General features: G+C 63.9%; 17 protein-coding genes. 7 read left to right on the top strand and 10 right to left on the bottom strand.

From position 1 onward, the window contains the following. Nucleotides 1–55: 55 nt before the first annotated feature. From BM173_RS09385 to crcB, 7 genes are read right to left on the bottom strand one after another with little or no spacing between them, the layout of a single operon-like run. Entirely contained in the window at nt 56–1,303 is a 1,248-nt protein-coding gene (locus tag BM173_RS09385; protein WP_090480596.1) for a class I SAM-dependent methyltransferase, read from the bottom strand. 45 nt (nt 1,304–1,348) lie between these two features. Next, a complete protein-coding gene (locus tag BM173_RS09390; protein ID WP_090480599.1) occupies nt 1,349–2,041 on the bottom strand; it encodes an ATP12 family chaperone protein in 693 nt (230 codons plus the stop codon). Next, entirely contained in the window at nt 2,041–2,250 is a 210-nt protein-coding gene (locus tag BM173_RS09395) for a hypothetical protein (RefSeq protein WP_090480602.1), read from the bottom strand. The genes BM173_RS09390 and BM173_RS09395 overlap by 1 nt, the downstream gene beginning before the upstream one ends. Then, complete coding sequence (locus BM173_RS09400; protein WP_090480605.1) at nt 2,240–2,896, bottom strand: HAD-IA family hydrolase; 657 nt, start codon at nt 2,894–2,896, stop codon at nt 2,240–2,242. The genes BM173_RS09395 and BM173_RS09400 overlap by 11 nt, the downstream gene beginning before the upstream one ends. Beyond that, complete coding sequence (locus BM173_RS09405; RefSeq protein ID WP_090480608.1) at nt 2,893–3,492, bottom strand: FMN-binding negative transcriptional regulator; 600 nt, start codon at nt 3,490–3,492, stop codon at nt 2,893–2,895. Before BM173_RS09405 ends, BM173_RS09400 begins: the two co-directional genes overlap by 4 nt. Next, complete coding sequence (locus BM173_RS09410) at nt 3,492–4,619, bottom strand: RluA family pseudouridine synthase (RefSeq protein WP_090480611.1); 1,128 nt, start codon at nt 4,617–4,619, stop codon at nt 3,492–3,494. Before BM173_RS09410 ends, BM173_RS09405 begins: the two co-directional genes overlap by 1 nt. Then, a complete protein-coding gene (gene crcB, locus BM173_RS09415) occupies nt 4,616–5,026 on the bottom strand; it encodes a fluoride efflux transporter CrcB (RefSeq protein WP_090480614.1) in 411 nt (136 codons plus the stop codon). Before crcB ends, BM173_RS09410 begins: the two co-directional genes overlap by 4 nt. 205 nt (nt 5,027–5,231) lie before the next feature. Between crcB and rpsU the strand changes: the two genes are divergently transcribed. The 4 genes from rpsU (at nt 5,232) to gatA (ending at nt 7,938) form a co-directional block, all read left to right on the top strand. Continuing rightward, the gene (gene rpsU / locus BM173_RS09420; RefSeq protein WP_006834591.1) at nt 5,232–5,438 is read left to right on the top strand and encodes a 30S ribosomal protein S21; all 207 of its coding nucleotides are present in this window, start codon (nt 5,232–5,234) and stop codon (nt 5,436–5,438) included. Between the two features lie 79 nt (nt 5,439–5,517). After that, the gene (locus BM173_RS09425) at nt 5,518–6,093 is read left to right on the top strand and encodes an FKBP-type peptidyl-prolyl cis-trans isomerase (protein ID WP_090480617.1); all 576 of its coding nucleotides are present in this window, start codon (nt 5,518–5,520) and stop codon (nt 6,091–6,093) included. Nucleotides 6,094–6,142: 49 nt separating this feature from the next. Next, nucleotides 6,143–6,445, top strand: a complete 303-nt coding sequence (gene gatC, locus BM173_RS09430) for an Asp-tRNA(Asn)/Glu-tRNA(Gln) amidotransferase subunit GatC (RefSeq protein ID WP_090480620.1) — start codon at nt 6,143–6,145, stop codon at nt 6,443–6,445. Beyond that, complete coding sequence (gene gatA / locus BM173_RS09435) at nt 6,445–7,938, top strand: Asp-tRNA(Asn)/Glu-tRNA(Gln) amidotransferase subunit GatA (protein WP_090480623.1); 1,494 nt, start codon at nt 6,445–6,447, stop codon at nt 7,936–7,938. Before gatC ends, gatA begins: the two co-directional genes overlap by 1 nt. Nucleotides 7,939–7,942: 4 nt before the next feature. On the opposite strand, the gene BM173_RS09440 is transcribed toward gatA, so the two are convergent. Then, a complete protein-coding gene (locus BM173_RS09440) occupies nt 7,943–8,725 on the bottom strand; it encodes an FkbM family methyltransferase (protein WP_090480626.1) in 783 nt (260 codons plus the stop codon). A 45-nt stretch (nt 8,726–8,770) separates the two neighbouring features. Here BM173_RS09440 and gatB point away from each other — a divergent pair, with 45 nt between their 5' ends. From gatB to BM173_RS09455, 3 genes are all read left to right on the top strand, one after another. Continuing rightward, nucleotides 8,771–10,270, top strand: coding sequence for an Asp-tRNA(Asn)/Glu-tRNA(Gln) amidotransferase subunit GatB (gene gatB, locus BM173_RS09445; RefSeq protein ID WP_090480630.1), 1,500 nt, complete (start codon nt 8,771–8,773; stop codon nt 10,268–10,270). Between the two features lie 29 nt (nt 10,271–10,299). Next, nucleotides 10,300–10,755 (top strand): tRNA (cytidine(34)-2'-O)-methyltransferase, encoded by a 456-nt coding sequence (locus BM173_RS09450; RefSeq protein ID WP_090480633.1) that lies wholly within the window; start codon nt 10,300–10,302, stop codon nt 10,753–10,755. A 122-nt stretch (nt 10,756–10,877) separates the two neighbouring features. Continuing rightward, the gene (locus BM173_RS09455) at nt 10,878–13,040 is read left to right on the top strand and encodes a S46 family peptidase (RefSeq protein ID WP_090480635.1); all 2,163 of its coding nucleotides are present in this window, start codon (nt 10,878–10,880) and stop codon (nt 13,038–13,040) included. A 77-nt stretch (nt 13,041–13,117) separates the two neighbouring features. Here BM173_RS09455 and BM173_RS09460 read toward each other — a convergent pair whose 3' ends face one another. Both BM173_RS09460 and BM173_RS09465 read right to left on the bottom strand, forming a co-directional pair. Beyond that, nucleotides 13,118–13,423 carry a hypothetical protein gene (locus tag BM173_RS09460; protein WP_090480638.1) on the bottom strand — a complete coding sequence of 102 codons (306 nt, stop codon included), beginning with the start codon at nt 13,421–13,423 and terminating at the stop codon, nt 13,118–13,120. Nucleotides 13,424–13,509: 86 nt separating this feature from the next. Beyond that, nucleotides 13,510–16,413 carry a M16 family metallopeptidase gene (locus BM173_RS09465; protein WP_090480640.1) on the bottom strand — a complete coding sequence of 968 codons (2,904 nt, stop codon included), beginning with the start codon at nt 16,411–16,413 and terminating at the stop codon, nt 13,510–13,512. Nucleotides 16,414–16,440: the final 27 nt, after the last annotated feature.

Raw genomic sequence — 16,440 nt, forward strand, 5'->3', positions numbered from 1 at the left:
CCGGCACCAATAATGTAACCAAGCCATCGACCCGCTTGCGGCGGTCCGAGTGCCGCTAGCGTGACGCCAGCTCCTGCTCGCATTGCATCATGTAATCGCGCGTCAGCGGCAGAACGCGGCGGTCGCGGCAGTACTGGATCTGGTAATTGCACATGCCGCCGTTCTCGAAGCTCGACGTCGCTCCCGCGAGATAGAAGGTCCACATCCGGAAAAAGCGTTCGTCGTACATGCCGACAATCGCTTCCCGGTGCTTCATGCAGTTCGCGTACCATGCGCGCAGCGTTCTTGCGTAATGCAGGCGCAGCATCTCCGTATCGCTGGCGATCAGGCGGTACTTCTCGCTCGCGGCGACAGTCTCGGACAGCGCCGGGATATAGCCGCCAGGGAAGATATACTTGCGGGTGAAGGCATCCGTCATGCCGGGCCCACCGATGCGGCCGATGGTGTGGAGCAGCATCACCCCGTCGTCAGCCAACAGGTTCGCGCAGGTCTGGAAGAACGTATCGAACTGCGGCCTGCCGACATGTTCGAACATGCCGACCGAAACGATCCGGTCGTACCGGCTGCCCCGCTCGGTCAACTCGCGATAATCCACCAGTTCGAAGGTTATCCGATCGGCCACGCCTGCCTGTGCGGCGCGTTCTCTGGCAAGTTCCAGCTGTTCGCGCGACAGGGTGATCCCGTGCACTTTCAGGTCGAAATGCCTGGCAAGGTAGATGGCCATGCCGCCCCAGCCGCATCCGATGTCGAGCACGCTCTGCCCATCGGCGAGCGCGAGTTTGGAGGCAATGTGTGCGAGCTTCGCTTCCTGCGCTTCGCCCAGCGTTTCTACCCCGTCGGCCCAGTAGGCGCAGGAATACTGCATATGCTCGGGGTCGAGCATCAGTTTATAGAGATCGTTGCCGATATCGTAATGGTGCGACACGTTGCGCTGCGAACGGATGCGGTCGTTCACCGCCTCGCGCGCGAAGCCGATGCGGTTGGCGATCCGTCGCACAAGCTTCGGCGAGCCGATAGTGCCACCCTTGTCCCACGGCTGGTTGGAACGGAGCAATTCGACAAGCTCCATGATCCCGCCCTGCTCGATGACCAGGCGCCCGTCCATGAAGGCTTCCGCCGCACCCAGCCGCGGATCGAGCACGATGTCCCGTGGGACCTTCTTGTCGGCGAGCCGGATTGCAACGTCCGGGAAGCCCTCTGCCGGAGAGCCGAAGCAGGAAACCGACCCGTCGGCGAAAGTGACTTGCAGCGTGCCGCGATCGATGATCCTGCCGAGGTATCGCGTGAACAAGCTCGTGCTCATGTCACGACCATATGCTGCCGGCGGCTATCGCGCCAGACATCATGATCAGGAGGCGGCCTGCGCAAACTCAATCGCCGCGAGGAAATCGCCCTTGCGCTTGGCGCGGCGTTCTTCGGCTTCTTCCTCGCGGCCCCAGAGGTCGGCCTGCCACTCTTCTTCGAGGCTGGCCGCGGCCCATAGGCCCTCGCCGTCGGCGGCCTCTTCCAGCGCTTCGAGCCCAACGCATAACGATGCGGCGAGCGCGGTGATCTGTTCCAGCGCGGCGAGGTGGAATGGGCCGAGCGCGGCGAGGCGCTGGCGTAATGTGTTGAGGCTTGTGGCGGGCTGCGCCTTGTGGACGATCCCGCTCACGCGGTGGAGCGTCACGCCTTCGCGCGCTTCCATCGCGGCAAGGATCGGCTCCCACACCTCCTGCTGGCGGCGGTAGAGCGGCTCTTCGGGATCGGCGCGGTAGCACAGCGTATCCGTCTCGGCATAGCCGACCAGCTTGTCGATCACGCTCTCCGCATCGCGTGCGACCACGTCGAGCGCATAGTCCGCCATGTCGCGAAAGCGGAAGGAGGAGGGGTCGATCTTTTCGCCCTGCGCGCACCATTCCGCGGCGAGCATTTCGGCCATCGCCTCGCTCGGCAGGACCTGCGGCTGGCCGCCCTGCGTCTTGATCGGCCGCCCGTCGAGGTGGACCGTCCAGCCGAGGTCGGTCTCAGCGACGCTCACGTCCTTGTAGAAGCGTTTCATCACTCGCCCGATTTCCAGCGCTTGGAGAGAACTGCGGGCACCACGAAGAACTCGGCGAGGCCGATCACGAGGATGATGTAGCCGACGAAATCGGGCAGATCGATGATCTTGCTGACGATCAGCGCGCCGATGAACACCATGACGAAGGCGCTCAGGCGGGCCATCTGGATCACCCAGAAACGGCGTGCGACAGTCTCTTCATCGGCCACGGATCATATTCTCCAGTTCTTCCATGGTGGAGGCGACGGACTGCGCGCCCGCCGCCATGAGTTCTGCAGGATCGTGATAGCCCCAGGCGACGCCGATGGCGCGCACGCCCGCAGCCCCGGCCATCTCGATATCGAAACTCGTGTCGCCGATCATGACCGCGTCGTCGGCGCCCACGCCTGCTTCGTCGAGTGCGGCTTCGAGCATGGCGGGATGGGGCTTGGACGGATAGCGATCCGCGCCGTGCAGCGTCACGAAATGCTGCTTGATCCCATGCGTTTCGAGGCAGGAATGAAGGCCCCGGTCGCTTTTCCCCGTGGCGACGCCGAGCAGCCAGCCATCCTCGTCGAGCCGGGCAAGCAGGTCGGCCATGCCGTCGTAGAGAGGTTCGTGCAGCGCGCCCGACAGCCGCGTTTCGCGAAACAGGCGCTTGTAGGCCTCGACCACCTGCAACCGGTCCGCTTCGCGCCCGTCCGTCATCAGCTGGCGCATGGCAAGCGGCAGGCTGAGGCCGACGGTGCGGCGGATGGCGTTGCGTTCCGGAGGGGGGCTGCCGATTGCCGCGAAGGCGCGTTCCATCGTCTCGCACACGGCGGCCTGGCCATCGACGAGTGTGCCGTCGCAGTCGAATACGGCGAGCCGGGTCATGCCGGCACCTTGCGCATCCAGCGCGCCAGATGCGGATTGCCGTGCGCTGCGTGTTCCTCAGCGATCCGCTCGCGGACAGGGGCGGGCTGCTTTTGCGAGAGCTTGAGCGTGGGGCGCTTGGTTTCCAATGCGAATTCGAAGCCGACGATACCCTTGAACAGTTTCGCCCAATGGCTGTCCGGCGTTTCGCTCGCCTGCCAAGGTTCTCCGCTGAGACCATCCTCGAACTGCGTTATGGAAGTGTGCAGCAACGCCTCGAGCCCCTCGTCATCGAGGCGCGTCACGGCGCCTTCGAGTTCGATCGCGACATAATCCCAGGTGGGGACGGAAGCGCGGTCGGCATACCAGCGCGGACTGACATATCCGTGCGGCCCGTTGACGACGATCAGCGCTTTCGCCCCGTCGAGATGGGCGGCCAGCGCGTTCGATCTCGCGATGTGGAATTGCAGAGCGCCATCGCCGCTCGCGATCAGCGGGACATGGGCGACGCGCGGTCCGTCCGGCGTGGTCAGAAACACCATCCCGAAGCCGGCCTCTGCCACGATGCTCTCGATCAGCTTCCGGTCGTCGGTTCGGAAGAGCGGATTGGGATGCATCAGCGCTTGCCCTTGCCCTTTGCCGGGCCCTTTCCGCCGGTTCCGCCACGCGCCCTGCGCGGGCCGCGCTGGGACTTGCGGTAATTCTTGGCGTGCTGGCGGGCCTGCTGCTTCTTCTCTTCGCGCGATTTGGGCGGCGGATCGTCGCGCATCGGCGTGGCGTCGCTGGCGTTCTCGTCGAAGCCAAGCTGTTCGAGCGAGGCAGCGAAGTGTTCGGGCAGGTCGGCGGTGACATCCAGCTTTCCGCCATCCGGGCTGTCGATGATCAGGCGGCGCGCATGGAGGTGCATCTTGCGGCTGATAGAGCCGGTCAGGAAGGCATCGCGCCCGCCGTATTTGCCGTCGCCGACGATGGGATGGCCCATGGCCGCGCAATGGACGCGCAGCTGGTGGGTGCGACCGGTCATCGGCTGGAGTTCGAGCCACGCGGCGGTCTTGGCCGCCGTTTCCACCACGCGGTACTTGGTTTTGGCAGGCGCGCCGCCTTCATGGTCGACATGCATCTTCTCGCCGCCCGATCCGGGCTGCTTGGCGAGCGGTGCCTCGATCACGCCCTGCTTGATGTCGGGCACGCCGACCACCAGCGCCCAGTAGATCTTCTTGGCGCTGCGGCCGGAGAATCGCTTGGAAAAGAACGCCGCGCTACCGGGCGTCCGCGCCACGAGCAGGACGCCCGAGGTATCCTTGTCGAGCCGGTGCACGAGGCGCGGGCGGACATCGTCCTCGCCCTCGACGAAGGCATCGAGCAACCCGTCGACATGGTTGAAGGTGTTGGTGCCGCCCTGAGTGGCGAGGCCCGCCGGCTTGTTGAGCGCGATTGCGGACTTGGTCTTCTTGATGACCATGTCGTGCGCCTGTTCGATCTCGGCCTGGCTCAGCTCGCGCTTGGTCTTAGGCTTCTTGTGCGCCGCATCGCCGCCCGGGGGCACACGGATCTGCTGGCCCTGTTCGAGCCGGTCGTCGGGCTTCACCCGCTTGCCGTCGACGCGGACCTGGCCGGTGCGCGCCCACTTGCTGACGGTGCCGAAGCCCACTTGCGGCAGGTGCCGCTTGAACCAGCGGTCGACACGGATGCCGTCATCGTCGGCCTCGACCGTGAACTGGCGTACTTCGTCGGAGGTTTTCATCCTGCCATCCTCATGACTGCAAGCCCGACCATCAGCCCGGTGATGCCGAGCGCGAAGGAAAGGACGGCATATAGCGTTGCGAAGAGATATTGTCCGCGCTCGATCAGCATCACCATTTCCAGGCTGAAGGCGCTGAACGTGGTGAAGCCGCCCAGAACGCCAGCGCCAAGCAGCAGGCGCGTCTGCTCGCTGGTGTCGGCTCCCGATCGCACCAGCCAGCCGGCCAGCAAGCCCATCAGCAGGCTGCCGATCGCATTGACGGCGAGGGTGGCGAAGGGGAAGGCGCCCATGATCGGCGCGCCGAGCCATTGCGTCATGGCGCGCCCGGTCTGGTAACGCATGGCCGCGCCGATACCGCCGCCGATGGCGACATGCAGGGTTGCGGCAAGGGGGGAGAGGGTGGACATTGCGCGATCCCCTAGCCGCTCGCGCGGGTTTGCGAAAGGCGGCACTGCACGCTTGCCTTTTATGGCTCGAATCCGTATGTGGCCGCCATTCGAGCCGGTCCGGAACGGATTCGGCGCGCTTTTCGTTGATAAAGCGAAACCCTATTCAAGGAGGCATACCCCGCAAGAAGCGGGCTCTGGCCCGTAAGTCGAGGTATTGAATTTTATGCAGATCATGGTTCGCGATAACAATGTCGACCAGGCCCTCCGCGCGCTCAAGAAGAAGCTGCAGCGTGAAGGCGTCTATCGCGAAATGAAGCTGCGCCGCCACTACGAAAAGCCCAGCGAAAAGCGCGCCCGTGAAAAGGCTGCTGCAGTTCGCCGCGCTCGCAAGCTGGAGCGTAAGCGCATGGAGCGTGACGGCATCAAGTAAGCCGTTGATTGCTTCTGCAAGCTAAGCCATGAGGGCGCGGAGAAATCCGCGCCCTTTGCGTATTACAGGCGAATTTTACATGACCGAGATCACCCGCGTACCGCTCCGCCCCATCAAGAAGGGCTCGCTCACCAAGCTCTGGCTGGGCGTCATCGTCGCCATCCTGCTCGGTGCAGGCCTGGCGTGGGCTGCCGTGCCCAAGGGCGTGGAAGTGGAAACGCTGACCGAGGGTGTCGGTCCTTCGCCGCAGATGGGCGATGTGGTCTTTGCCAATTACGTCGGCACGCTGCCCGATGGCACCGAATTCGACCGTTCGCAGCCGAGCCCGTTCCCGCCCGAGATCTTCCCGGCGGGCACGCCGTTCCCGCTCGACGAGCAGGGCGGTATCATCGAAGGCTTCGCCGAAGGCCTGATGCAGACGCAGAAGGGCGGCAAGTACCGCATCGAAATCCCGGCAGAGCAGGCCTATGGCGCAACGCCGCCTCCCGGATCGGACATTCCGGCCAATAGTGACCTCATTTTCGAGGTCGAAGTGACGGAAATCATGTCGCTCGAAGAAGCGCAGCAGCGCTTCATGCAATTGCAGGCGCAGATGGGTGCGCAGGGCGGTCCCGGCGGCCCCCAGGGTGCCCCTCAGCAAGCGCCCGTCGAATAAGGCGCAAAGCCTGCTTGAAGCGCGCGCGCCACACGGCTAACGCGCGCCCATGTCAGTTACCCGAGAAGAAGTGGCGAAAATCGCCTCTCTGGCCCGCATCCGGATGGAGGATGCGGAGCTGGATCGCATGGTGCCCGAGCTGAACAACATCCTCGACTGGGTGGAGCAGCTGGGCGAAGTCGACACCTCCGGCGTGGAGCCGATGACCGCGGTCATTCCCAACACGCTGCGCCTGCGCGACGATGTGGTCGACGCCATTCCCGAAACGTCCGGCGGACGGCGCGACGATGTGCTGGCCAATGCCCCGGCGGCCGAACACGGCTTCTTCGGCGTACCCAAGGTGATCGAGTAATGCCAGAGACCGCAAACGACCTTACGAATCTCGGCGTGAAGGAAATCCGCGACGGCGTGGCCGGCGGCGATTTCACCGCGCGCGAAGTGGCCGAAAGCTTCAACGCCGCTGTCGCAGCCGCTGCCGAACTCAACGCGTTCATCGTCACGACGCCCGATCATGCACTCGCAGCCGCCGATGCGGTCGATGCGAAGCGTGCCAAGGGCGAAGACCTCGGCAAGATGGGCGGCGTGCCTATCGGCATGAAGGACCTGTTTGCAACCCACGGCGTCCAGACCACGGCCGCCAGCCACATCCTCGAAGGGTTCAAGCCGCAGTACGAAAGCACTGTCAGCCAGAACCTTTGGGATGCAGGCGCGGGCATGCTGGGCAAGCTCAACCTCGACCAGTTCGCGATGGGCTCCTCGAACGAGACCAGCTACTTCGGCAATGTCAATTCGCCGTGGAAGAAGGACGGCACCAATACCGCGATGAGCCCGGGTGGTTCGTCCGGCGGTTCCTCCTCCGCCGTCGCTGCGCGCATTGCGCCTGCCGCCACCGGCACCGACACCGGCGGTTCGATCCGCCAGCCTGCAGCATTTACCGGCATTTGCGGCATCAAGCCGACCTATGGCCGTTGTAGCCGCTGGGGCGTCGTCGCCTTTGCCAGCAGCCTGGACCAGGCAGGCCCGATGGCGCGCAGCGTCGAAGATTGCGCGATCATGCTCGAAGCCATGGCCGGTTTCGATCCCAAGGACGCGACGTCCCTCCAGATGGACGTGCCGAACTGGGAAGCCGCGCTCGATGCGGACCTCAAAGGCAAGAAGATCGGTATCCCGAAGGAATACCGCATGGACGGCACCGACCAGGCCATTCTCTACAGCTGGGAACAGGGCAAGGCATGGCTGCGCGATGCAGGAGCGGAAATCGTCGATATCTCGCTGCCGCATACCAAGTATGCGCTGCCGGCCTATTACATCATCGCCCCCGCAGAAGCCTCGTCCAACCTCGCGCGTTATGACGGCGTGCGCTACGGCTTGCGCGACCTGCCCGAGGGCGCTGGCCTGCAGGACATGTACGCCGCCACCCGCGCCGCCGGTTTCGGTGATGAGGTGAAGCGCCGCGTGCTGATCGGCACCTACGTGCTCAGCGCCGGTTTCTACGACGCCTATTACACGCAGGCGCAGAAGATCCGCACGCTGGTGGCACAGGATTTCGAGAAGGCTTTCGGCCAGTGTGACGCGATCCTTGCGCCGACCACGCCGACCGCCAGCTTCCCGCTGGGTTCGCTCAACGAAGATCCGCTGACAATGTATTTGAACGACGTTTTCGCCGTTCCCGCATCGCTGGCCGGCCTTCCCGCGATGAGTGTGCCGGCCACGATCAACGAGGACGGCCTCCCGCTCGGCCTGCAGATCGTCGGCAAGCCCTTCGACGAGCAGGGCGTGCTCAACGCCGGTCTCGCTATCCAGCAGCGCGCCGGGTTCGAAGCCAAGCCGGACAAGTGGTGGTAATCGCCTAGCGGACGAGGACGTACCAGTCGTCGAATTGCGACAGGTCCTCGAAGCGCCGTTCGTAGCCCTGCGATGTCAGCAGCATGTGGATGCGCTCGCGGTCGGGCGTGTAATTATGCTCGACCGTGATGCAGCCGATAGGGCGCGACGCGAAGTCGTAGGCCTCGAGGATGGCGAACTCGCTGCCTTCTGTGTCGATCGACAGGTAATCGATCGTGGCAGGCGCATCATGCCGGTCGAGTAGGTCGCCGAGGGATACGGTGCGCACGTCATAGCGCTTCGCCGCGCGCCGCTCGTGATGGTCGCGCGCGCTGAAGGCCTCGATAGTGGACGTTTCCGACCATTCCGCTTCGCAAAACGACAGCGTTTCTCCGGTCTTAGCCCACACGCAATCGTAGTCCTTGGCCGCGCTGCGTCCGGAGTTCTCCAGCCGCCCGCGCCAGACCCGGCCCGGTTCGGCAAGGATGCCGCGCCAGCCGAAGTGTTTCTCCAGGAGGTAGGAATTGCTGAGCGTGACGCCGTCGGTCGCGCCGAATTCCACGAAGAACCCGCTGCGTTTCCAGCCGGTTGCGGACAGGGCGAAGAAGTCCTGGTTCAATTGCGACGGACTGTGCGGGAGCAAATCCAGCGCCTCGCGCAAGCGCCCGTCTTCCACCATCGGGAGCAGCAGCGCCTTTTCACCGAGCAGCACCTTGTCGCTCATTTCGGCAAGCGTTCCGGCAGGTACCAGCTCTCTCCCGGCCAAGGCGGCCAGGCGGCGTGCCAGAAACTTTGCAATCGGTCGCATCCAGCCCCTTCCATCGTGCGCTGCAAACGCTTATCGGCATGCACCATGACTAGCTACACAATTCAGGGCGCAACGGGCGAATGGGAGGTCGTGATCGGCCTCGAAGTCCACGCGCAGGTCACGTCCAACGCCAAGCTGTTCAGCGGCGCCTCCACCGCATTCGGGGCCGAACCGAATACGCAGGTGAGCCTGGTCGATGCGGCCATGCCCGGCATGCTGCCCGTTCCCAATCGCGAATGCATCCGCCAGGCCGTGCGCACCGGCATGGCGATCGAGGCGCAGATCAACAAGTGGAGCCGGTTCGACCGCAAGAACTACTTCTACGCCGACCTGCCGCAGGGCTACCAGATCAGCCAGCTCTACCACCCGATCGTGGGCGAGGGACAGCTCGTGATCGAGGCGGACGAGAAGGCCGGTATCGCGCAAGACAAGGTCATCGGGATCGAGCGCATCCACGTCGAACAGGACGCGGGCAAGCTGATGCACGACCAGCATCCGACCATGTCCTATGTCGACCTCAATCGCACGGGCATCGCCCTGATGGAGATCGTCTCCAAGCCCGACATGACCTCGCCTGCAGAAGCGGGCGCCTATGTGCGCAAGCTGCGTTCGATCCTGCGCTATGTCGGCAGTTGCGACGGCAATATGGAACAGGGCTCGATGCGCGCCGACGTCAACGTCTCGGTCCGCAAGGTCGGCTCCAGCGAACTGGGCACCCGCACCGAAACCAAGAACGTGAACTCGGTCCGCTTCGTGATGGCGGTGATCGAACAGGAAGCGCGCCGCCAAGTCGACCTGATCGAGGACGGCGGCAGCGTTGTGCAGGAAACGCGGCTTTACGATCCGGACCGCAATGAAACGCGCTCCATGCGCAGCAAGGAAGACGCGCACGATTATCGCTACTTCCCCGATCCCGATCTCCTCCCGCTGGAGCTGGAAGACAGCTTCATCGAGGAATGCCGCGCCAGCCTGCCGGAACTGCCCGACGCCAAGCGCCAGCGTTACGAGAAAGAGCTGGGCCTCACACCCTACAATGCGCGCGAACTGACGGCAGAAGTCGAAACCTTCGGCCGCTTCGAGACGCTGCTTTCCGCAACGGCCGGCCAGATCGGCAAGCCCGAGGTCAAGGTCGCGACGCAGGTGGCGAACTGGGCGCTTTCGGTCGCTCCCGGCGTCATGAAGTCGCTGGGCGATGAAGCCGATCCGGCCAATGCCACTGCCGAAGCGCAGGCGAAGATCCTGGCAATGCAGGACAAGGGCGAGATCTCCGGCGGTCAGGCCAAGGAAATTTACGAACACGTCCTTCGCACCGGCGGCGATCCCGAAGCCATCGCGGACGAGAAGGGTCTCAAGCAGGTCAGCGACACCGGCGCCATCGAGGCGGCGATCGACGAAATTATCGCTGCCAACGCCGACAAGGTAGAAGAATATTGCGGCGGCAAGGACAAGCTGTTCGGTTTCTTCGTCGGCCAGACCATGAAGGCCATGCAGGGCAAGGCCAATCCGGCGGTCGTGAACCAGATCCTCAAGGACAAGCTGGGCTAAACACCCGGCCAAGAACAGGGGGGAGGGCGATGACCTCCATCGTCCTCGTCCATCCCGAGATACCCGGCAACACCGGCGCGGTGGGGCGCACCTGCGTGGCGCTCGACATGGAGCTGGTGCTGATCCACCCCCTCGGCTTCGAGATTTCGGACAAGCGGGTGAAGCGGTCCGGACTCGACTACTGGCCGCATATCCGGCTGGTCGAATTCGCCAGCTGGGAGGACTTCCTGGCCGAGCGTGATCCGCGCGCGGACCAGATGTTCCTGTTCGAGGAATATGCCAAGCGCAGTTTCTACAAACCCGACTATCCCGAGGACGCCTATCTTGTCTTCGGCCGCGAGACGAAGGGGTTGCCCGCCGACATAGTTTCCGCCCACGAGGCTCAGCTGGTCGGCCTGCCGATGCGATCGGACAAGGTGCGTTCGCTCAACCTTGCGAACACGGTGGCGGCTGCAGCGTACCAGGCGGTTCGCACCCACATCTGAACGCCGTTCGTCGGTCGGCCATGTCCCCGACAGAAGTCTTGCTTGCGCAAGCCCTTGCCAGCTTTTAGCCCTCTGCGCGTTTCGCGCGCATTCTCGCGCGCCATGTGAGGGACTGAAAACCAATGCGTAAGACCGCCACCATCGCGGCGCTGCTCGCTTGCACCGCGACCGCGCCGATTGCCGCCAAGGAAGGCATGTTCACGCCCGGCCAGCTGCCGGAAATCGCCGAGGACCTGAAGGAAACCGGGCTCGAAATCGATCCGGAAACGCTGACCGACCTGACCGGCTTCCCGATGGGTGCGATCGTGTCGCTCGGCGGCTGTTCCGCCAGCTTCGTTTCGCCCGAAGGCCTGGTGGTGACCAACCACCACTGTGCGCGCGGTTCGGTCCAGTACAACTCCACCGCCGAGAACAACTATCTCGAGAACGGCTTCCTCGCCAAGGCGAAGGGCGACGAACTGCCTGCCGCACCCGGCTCGCGCATCTATGTCACGACCGAGATCACCGACGTGACGGCCCGCATGCGCGACGGCGTCGATGCCCTTTCGGCGACCGAGCGTTACGACACGCTCGAACAGCGCATGAAGGACATCACGGCAGAGTGCGAGCAGGATGCCGGATCGCGTTGCCAGGTCGCCAGCTTCTATGGCGGCGCGGAATATACGCTGATCAAGCGCCTCGAAGTGCGCGACGTGCGCCTCGTCTATGCGCCTGCCGACTCCATCGGCAAGTATGGCGGCGATATCGATAACTGGATGTGGCCGCGTCATACGGGCGACTTCGCCTTCTACCGCGCCTATGTCGCACCCGACGGTTCGGCTGCGGACTATTCCGAAGACAACGTGCCTTACCAGCCCGAGCACCATCTCAAGGTCAGCGCGGCCGACCTCGATGACGGCGATTTCGTGATGGCTGCAGGCTATCCCGGATCGACCCAGCGCTATGCGACGCTGGCCGAGGTGGAAAATACCTTCAGCTGGACCTATCCGACCTACGTTACGCTGGTGAACGACTGGATCGACACCATCGAAGAGGCCGCTCCCGAAGGATCGGACGCGCGGGTGAAGTATGAATCGCTGCTCGCCGGTCTCAACAACTTCGAAAAGAATACGCGCGGCCAGCTCGAAGGCGCGCGCCGTGTCGGTCTCGTCGACCGCCGCCGTGCCCGTGAAGAGGAACTGGCTGCGTGGATTGCCGCCGATCCTTCGCGCGCGAATTACGGCGAAGCGATCACCGGCCTGCAGGCGCTGAACGAAGCAGGTGCGGCCGCCGCGAAGAAGGCCTTCTGGTACAATTTCGCGACCCGTCCTGCCCTGCTTTCGGCGGCGCAGCGCCTCTATCGCCTGTCGCAGGAACGGCTGAAGCCCGATGCGCAGCGCGAGCCCGGCTACCAGGATCGTGACATGACGTTCTTTGCGCAAGGCCTGCAGGCGCTCGATCGCCGGTACGAGGCCTCGGTCGACAAGGCACAGTGGCTGCTGTTCCTCGATACTTATCTTGAAGAACCCGCTGAAAACCGCGTGGCCGTGTTCGACGATGCGCTGGGGCTCGCCGGCGATGTCGATGCGGCGGCCCTCTCGGCCAAGCTCGACAGCTATTATGCCGGCACCACGCTGGACGACAGCGAAACGCGCCTTGCGCTGATGGACGCCAGCCCGGCCGATTTTGAGGCGAGCGAAGACCCGTTCATCCAGCTTGCCGTCGCGCTTTACGAATACGAGCGCGAGCAGGAAGCCGAAGCGGAAGAGCGTGCAGGCCGTGCGCAGGCGCTGCGCCCCGCCTACATGAAGGCGATCACCCAGTGGCAGCGTTCGCAGGGCCTTTCGACCTATCCCGATGCCAACTCCACGCTTCGCGTGACCTATGGCACTGTGATGGGCGGATCGCCGAAGGACGGCATGGCCTATCTGCCGTTCACGACGCTGGAAGGCATCCTCGAAAAGGACACCGGCGAAGACCCGTTCAACGCTCCGGCCAAGCAGCTGCAGGAAATCCGCGAGAAGGATTACGGGCCTTATGCGCTCGACAGCATCGGTTCGGTTCCGGTGAATTTCCTGTCCGACCTCGACAGCACCGGCGGCAATAGCGGCTCGGCCACGCTCAACGCGCGTGCAGAGCTGGTCGGCCTGCTTTTCGACGGCACGTTCGAAAGCGTCAACTCGGACTGGGACTTCGACCCGCGCACCACGCGCACGATCCATGTCGACACCCGCTACATGCTGTGGGTGATGGACAAGGTCGACGGGGCCGAGGGCCTGATCGAGGAAATGGACATCGTAGAGTAACGTCGCCCATACCGAGGCAAAAGAAAAGGCCCGCCGGATCGCTCCGGCGGGCCTTTTTTTCGGTTTGACCTGCGGGCTTAGCCCTGGCGTTCGCCGGTCAGCGCCATGTCGCCGAATGCGCCGGCGTTGACGGTGCCGGTCAGCTGGTCGCCGTCGACCGTGGCGTTGCAGTTCAGCGTCATCGGCATGGGGACGGTCATGTCCATCTTCCAGCTCAGCGCATTGCCGTCGATGGTGCCGTCCTTGACGTCCATCGAACCCATGCCGCCGGCCATCGAGCCGGTGAAGGTCTTGCCGTCATCGCCCGGAACGACGGTGAAGGTGCCCTTCTGGTCACCCATCGGGCTCTTGACGACGGTGTCATAAGTACCGGCTACGGACATGCATATTCTCCTTTTGCGTGACCCGCTGGTGCGGGCCGGATCTGGTGGTGCAGACATCGGCGTTACTTACACCGATGTCAACAAGCTCATTCCTGCGGTTCGATCACCTCGACTTCGAGGCCGAGCGTGTCGAGCTGCGGGGCGACGACTTCGGCGTCGCCTACTACGATATAGACGATGTCACCCTCGTTTATGTTCCGCCGCGCCTCGAGGTCGAGTTGCGATGCGGTGAGGGTGTTGTAGCGCGAGGCCAGCGTCTCGTAATAATCGTCCGGGCGGTCGTAACGCACGATGTTGACCAGCCCGCCGAGCACGTCGCCCGCGGTTTCGAACTGGCCGGGCAATTCACGCATATTGGAATTGACGATCCGCTCCAGCTCATTCGGCTGGACGCCGCGCGCATCCACGAAATCGTTGATCTCGCGGCGGATCTCGCTGATCGAATCCCCTGTGCGGTCCGACTGGACCGGAGCGCGCACGCCGTAGAAGACGCGGTCGAGGCCGCTCGCGATCTGGCTGCCGGCGCCATAGGACCAGCCCTTTTCCTCGCGCAGGTTCATGTTGATGCGCGCAAGGAAGCCCCCGCCAAGCGCTTCGTTCGACGCGATGAGGGGGATGAGGTCGTCGCGGCCGGTCAGGCCCAGCACCTGGCCGCCGTAGATCACCGATTGCGGCGAGTTGGGGCGGTTGACCAGAATGATGCGCTGGCGCGGCTCGGGTATGGCGGCGCTGTAATTGCGCTCCGGCTTGGCGGTGGCAGGGGCCTGCCAGTCGCCGAAGCTTGCCTCGAGCAGGCGCGTCACTTCGGCCAGCGAGGTGTCCCCGACCACGAAGATGCGGGCATTGTCGGGCCGCAGCCAGGTGGCATGGAAAGCGCGCAGGTCCGCTTCGGTCAGCGCTTCGAGCCGGGCTGCAGAACCAAGGCCCGAGGTTGGCAGGCCATAAGGATGCGGTCCGAAAATCGCGCGGCGACCGGTGCGATCGGCGATGGAATTGGGGTTCTTCAGTTCCGACGAGAGGGCGTTGAGCAATTGCGCACGCTCGCGCTCGATCACATTGGCGCGCAGGCCCGGCTGGCGAATGGTTTCGGCCAGCAGTTCCAGCGACGGCGCGAGGTTCGGGGCCAGCGCGGCGAGCGAGAAGTTAGTGTAGTCCGCATCGAAACCGTTGAAAATATTCGCGCCCAGACGTTCCTGCGCGATCGCATAATCGGTCGCATCGAGGCGCTCGGTCCCTTCGCCCATCGTACTCAGAAGCAGGCGCTGCGTGCCGAGCGTCTCCGCAGTTTCCGCAGCGCGGCCGGCATCGAATTCGACGCGGACCGAAACGGTCGGCACGGCATCGCGGTGCGCGAAATAGACTTCCATGCCGTTCGACAGGGTCGCACGCTCGATATCCGGGAAGTCGAGACCTTGTAGCGGCTGGAGTTCCGGCAAGGTGTCGCGATCGGCCTGCGCCTGAGTGGCGATCTGCGAAAGGTCGCAGGTTTCTTCGGCGCAGTAATTGGCCTGCGCGATGTCTTCTATGGAATCGGGCCCGGTCACGGCACCGCCGCGGTCTTCGCCGCCTTCGGTACGTTCGCCCGGATTGAAGACGAGGTTGAAGACCGGACGCGAAAGCCACTTGCGAGCCAGCGCGTGGACCTGCTCGGGCGTCGCGGCGGCCATCTGGTCGAGCTGGCGTTCGACATAGCCGGGATCGTTCGCGAACAGTTCGCCCGAGGCAAGCTGCGGCGCCTTGCCGCCGAAGCCGCCGACCGATTCAAGCCCGCGGATCACGCCCGCCATGGTCGATACCTTGGCACGCTGGAGCTCGTCTTCCGTCGGGCCAGTGGCAAGGAAATCGGCGATCTGCGCGTCAAGCTTGGTGGCGACCTGGTCGGGATCGACGCCGGGCTTCACATCCGCCTGGACGACGAAGATACCCGCATCTTCCAGCGTGTAGTTGAAGGTGCTGACCGAGACCGCGACAGGGTCCTCGCGCACGAGCGAATTGTCGAGCCGCGAGCTGGACAGCCCGCCCAGCACCGCAGAGGCGAGGTTCATCGGGACCGACTCCGCCGAATTGGAACCGGGCACGGTCCACATGCGATAGAGGCGCGTGGTCGAGATCTGGTCGGTCGTGACCTTGGTCTTCTCTTCGGCGAGCGTGGGTACGTCGACGGCGGGATGGACCACTTCCGGTCCGCGCTCAATATCGCCGAACCACTTCTGTACCTTCTCGCGCGCGGTGGCCGTGTCGATATCGCCAGCCAGCACCAGCACGGCGTTGTTCGGGCCGTAATGGTCGATGAACCAGTTGCGCACATCGTCCATGGTCGCCGCGTCGAGATCGCCCATCGAGCCGATGGTCGAGTGATGATAGCGGTGGCCCTTGGGGAAGAGGTTTTCGAAAATTTCGTACCGCAGCAGGCCGAAGGGATTGTTGTCGCCCTGGCGCTTCTCGTTCTGGACGACGCCGCGCTGGTTATCGAGTTTCTCCTGCGTCACCGCATCGAGCAGGTGACCCATGCGGTCGCTTTCCAGCATCAGCACGCGGTCGAGCGCGCCGGTCGGCACGGTCTGGAAATAGTTCGTGCGGTCGGGGTTGGTCGTCCCGTTCACATCGGTGCCGCCCATCTGCTGGATATATTCGAACCAGTCTTCGGGCGCGTTTTCCGTACCGTTGAACATGAGGTGTTCGAACAGATGGGCAAAGCCGGTCTTGCCCTTGGGTTCGTGCTTCGAGCCGACGTCGTACCACACGGATACGCCGACCAGCGGCGCCTTGCGGTCTTCATGGACCACCACGGTGAGACCGTTGTCGAGGACGAACTTGTCGTAGGGAATGTCCACTTCGGCGACGAGCTGCGAGAGCGGGGCGGGCTCGTAACTGACGGCCTGCTCGGTAACGGCGGCTTCGATGGAAGCGGTGTCGACGGGTTCCTGCGAATAGGTCGAGCAGGCCGATACGGCGAGAGCGATGACGCTGGCGGAAATAATACGTTTCATGGGGGCTCCGAAGGGTATTCTTCTTTG

The sequence above is a fragment of the Qipengyuania nanhaisediminis genome, from assembly GCF_900115585.1.
Classification (GTDB): Bacteria; Pseudomonadota; Alphaproteobacteria; order Sphingomonadales; family Sphingomonadaceae; genus Qipengyuania; species Qipengyuania nanhaisediminis.

Bases quoted from the DNA above. Each gene is read 5' to 3' on its own strand.
- BM173_RS09385 (WP_090480596.1), bottom strand. From the start codon at position 1,303: ATGAGCACGAGCTTGTTCACGCGATACCTCGGCAGGATCATCGATCGC.
- BM173_RS09390 (WP_090480599.1), bottom strand. From the start codon at position 2,041: ATGAAACGCTTCTACAAGGACGTGAGCGTCGCTGAGACCGACCTCGGC.
- BM173_RS09400 (WP_090480605.1), bottom strand. From the start codon at position 2,896: ATGACCCGGCTCGCCGTATTCGACTGCGACGGCACACTCGTCGATGGC.
- BM173_RS09405 (WP_090480608.1), bottom strand. From the start codon at position 3,492: ATGCATCCCAATCCGCTCTTCCGAACCGACGACCGGAAGCTGATCGAG.
- BM173_RS09410 (WP_090480611.1), bottom strand. From the start codon at position 4,619: ATGAAAACCTCCGACGAAGTACGCCAGTTCACGGTCGAGGCCGACGAT.
- crcB (WP_090480614.1), bottom strand. From the start codon at position 5,026: ATGTCCACCCTCTCCCCCCTTGCCGCAACCCTGCATGTCGCCATCGGC.
- rpsU (WP_006834591.1), top strand. From the start codon at position 5,232: ATGCAGATCATGGTTCGCGATAACAATGTCGACCAGGCCCTCCGCGCG.
- BM173_RS09425 (WP_090480617.1), top strand. From the start codon at position 5,518: ATGACCGAGATCACCCGCGTACCGCTCCGCCCCATCAAGAAGGGCTCG.
- gatC (WP_090480620.1), top strand. From the start codon at position 6,143: ATGTCAGTTACCCGAGAAGAAGTGGCGAAAATCGCCTCTCTGGCCCGC.
- gatA (WP_090480623.1), top strand. From the start codon at position 6,445: ATGCCAGAGACCGCAAACGACCTTACGAATCTCGGCGTGAAGGAAATC.
- BM173_RS09440 (WP_090480626.1), bottom strand. From the start codon at position 8,725: ATGCGACCGATTGCAAAGTTTCTGGCACGCCGCCTGGCCGCCTTGGCC.
- gatB (WP_090480630.1), top strand. From the start codon at position 8,771: ATGACTAGCTACACAATTCAGGGCGCAACGGGCGAATGGGAGGTCGTG.
- BM173_RS09450 (WP_090480633.1), top strand. From the start codon at position 10,300: ATGACCTCCATCGTCCTCGTCCATCCCGAGATACCCGGCAACACCGGC.
- BM173_RS09455 (WP_090480635.1), top strand. From the start codon at position 10,878: ATGCGTAAGACCGCCACCATCGCGGCGCTGCTCGCTTGCACCGCGACC.
- BM173_RS09460 (WP_090480638.1), bottom strand. From the start codon at position 13,423: ATGTCCGTAGCCGGTACTTATGACACCGTCGTCAAGAGCCCGATGGGT.
- BM173_RS09465 (WP_090480640.1), bottom strand. From the start codon at position 16,413: ATGAAACGTATTATTTCCGCCAGCGTCATCGCTCTCGCCGTATCGGCC.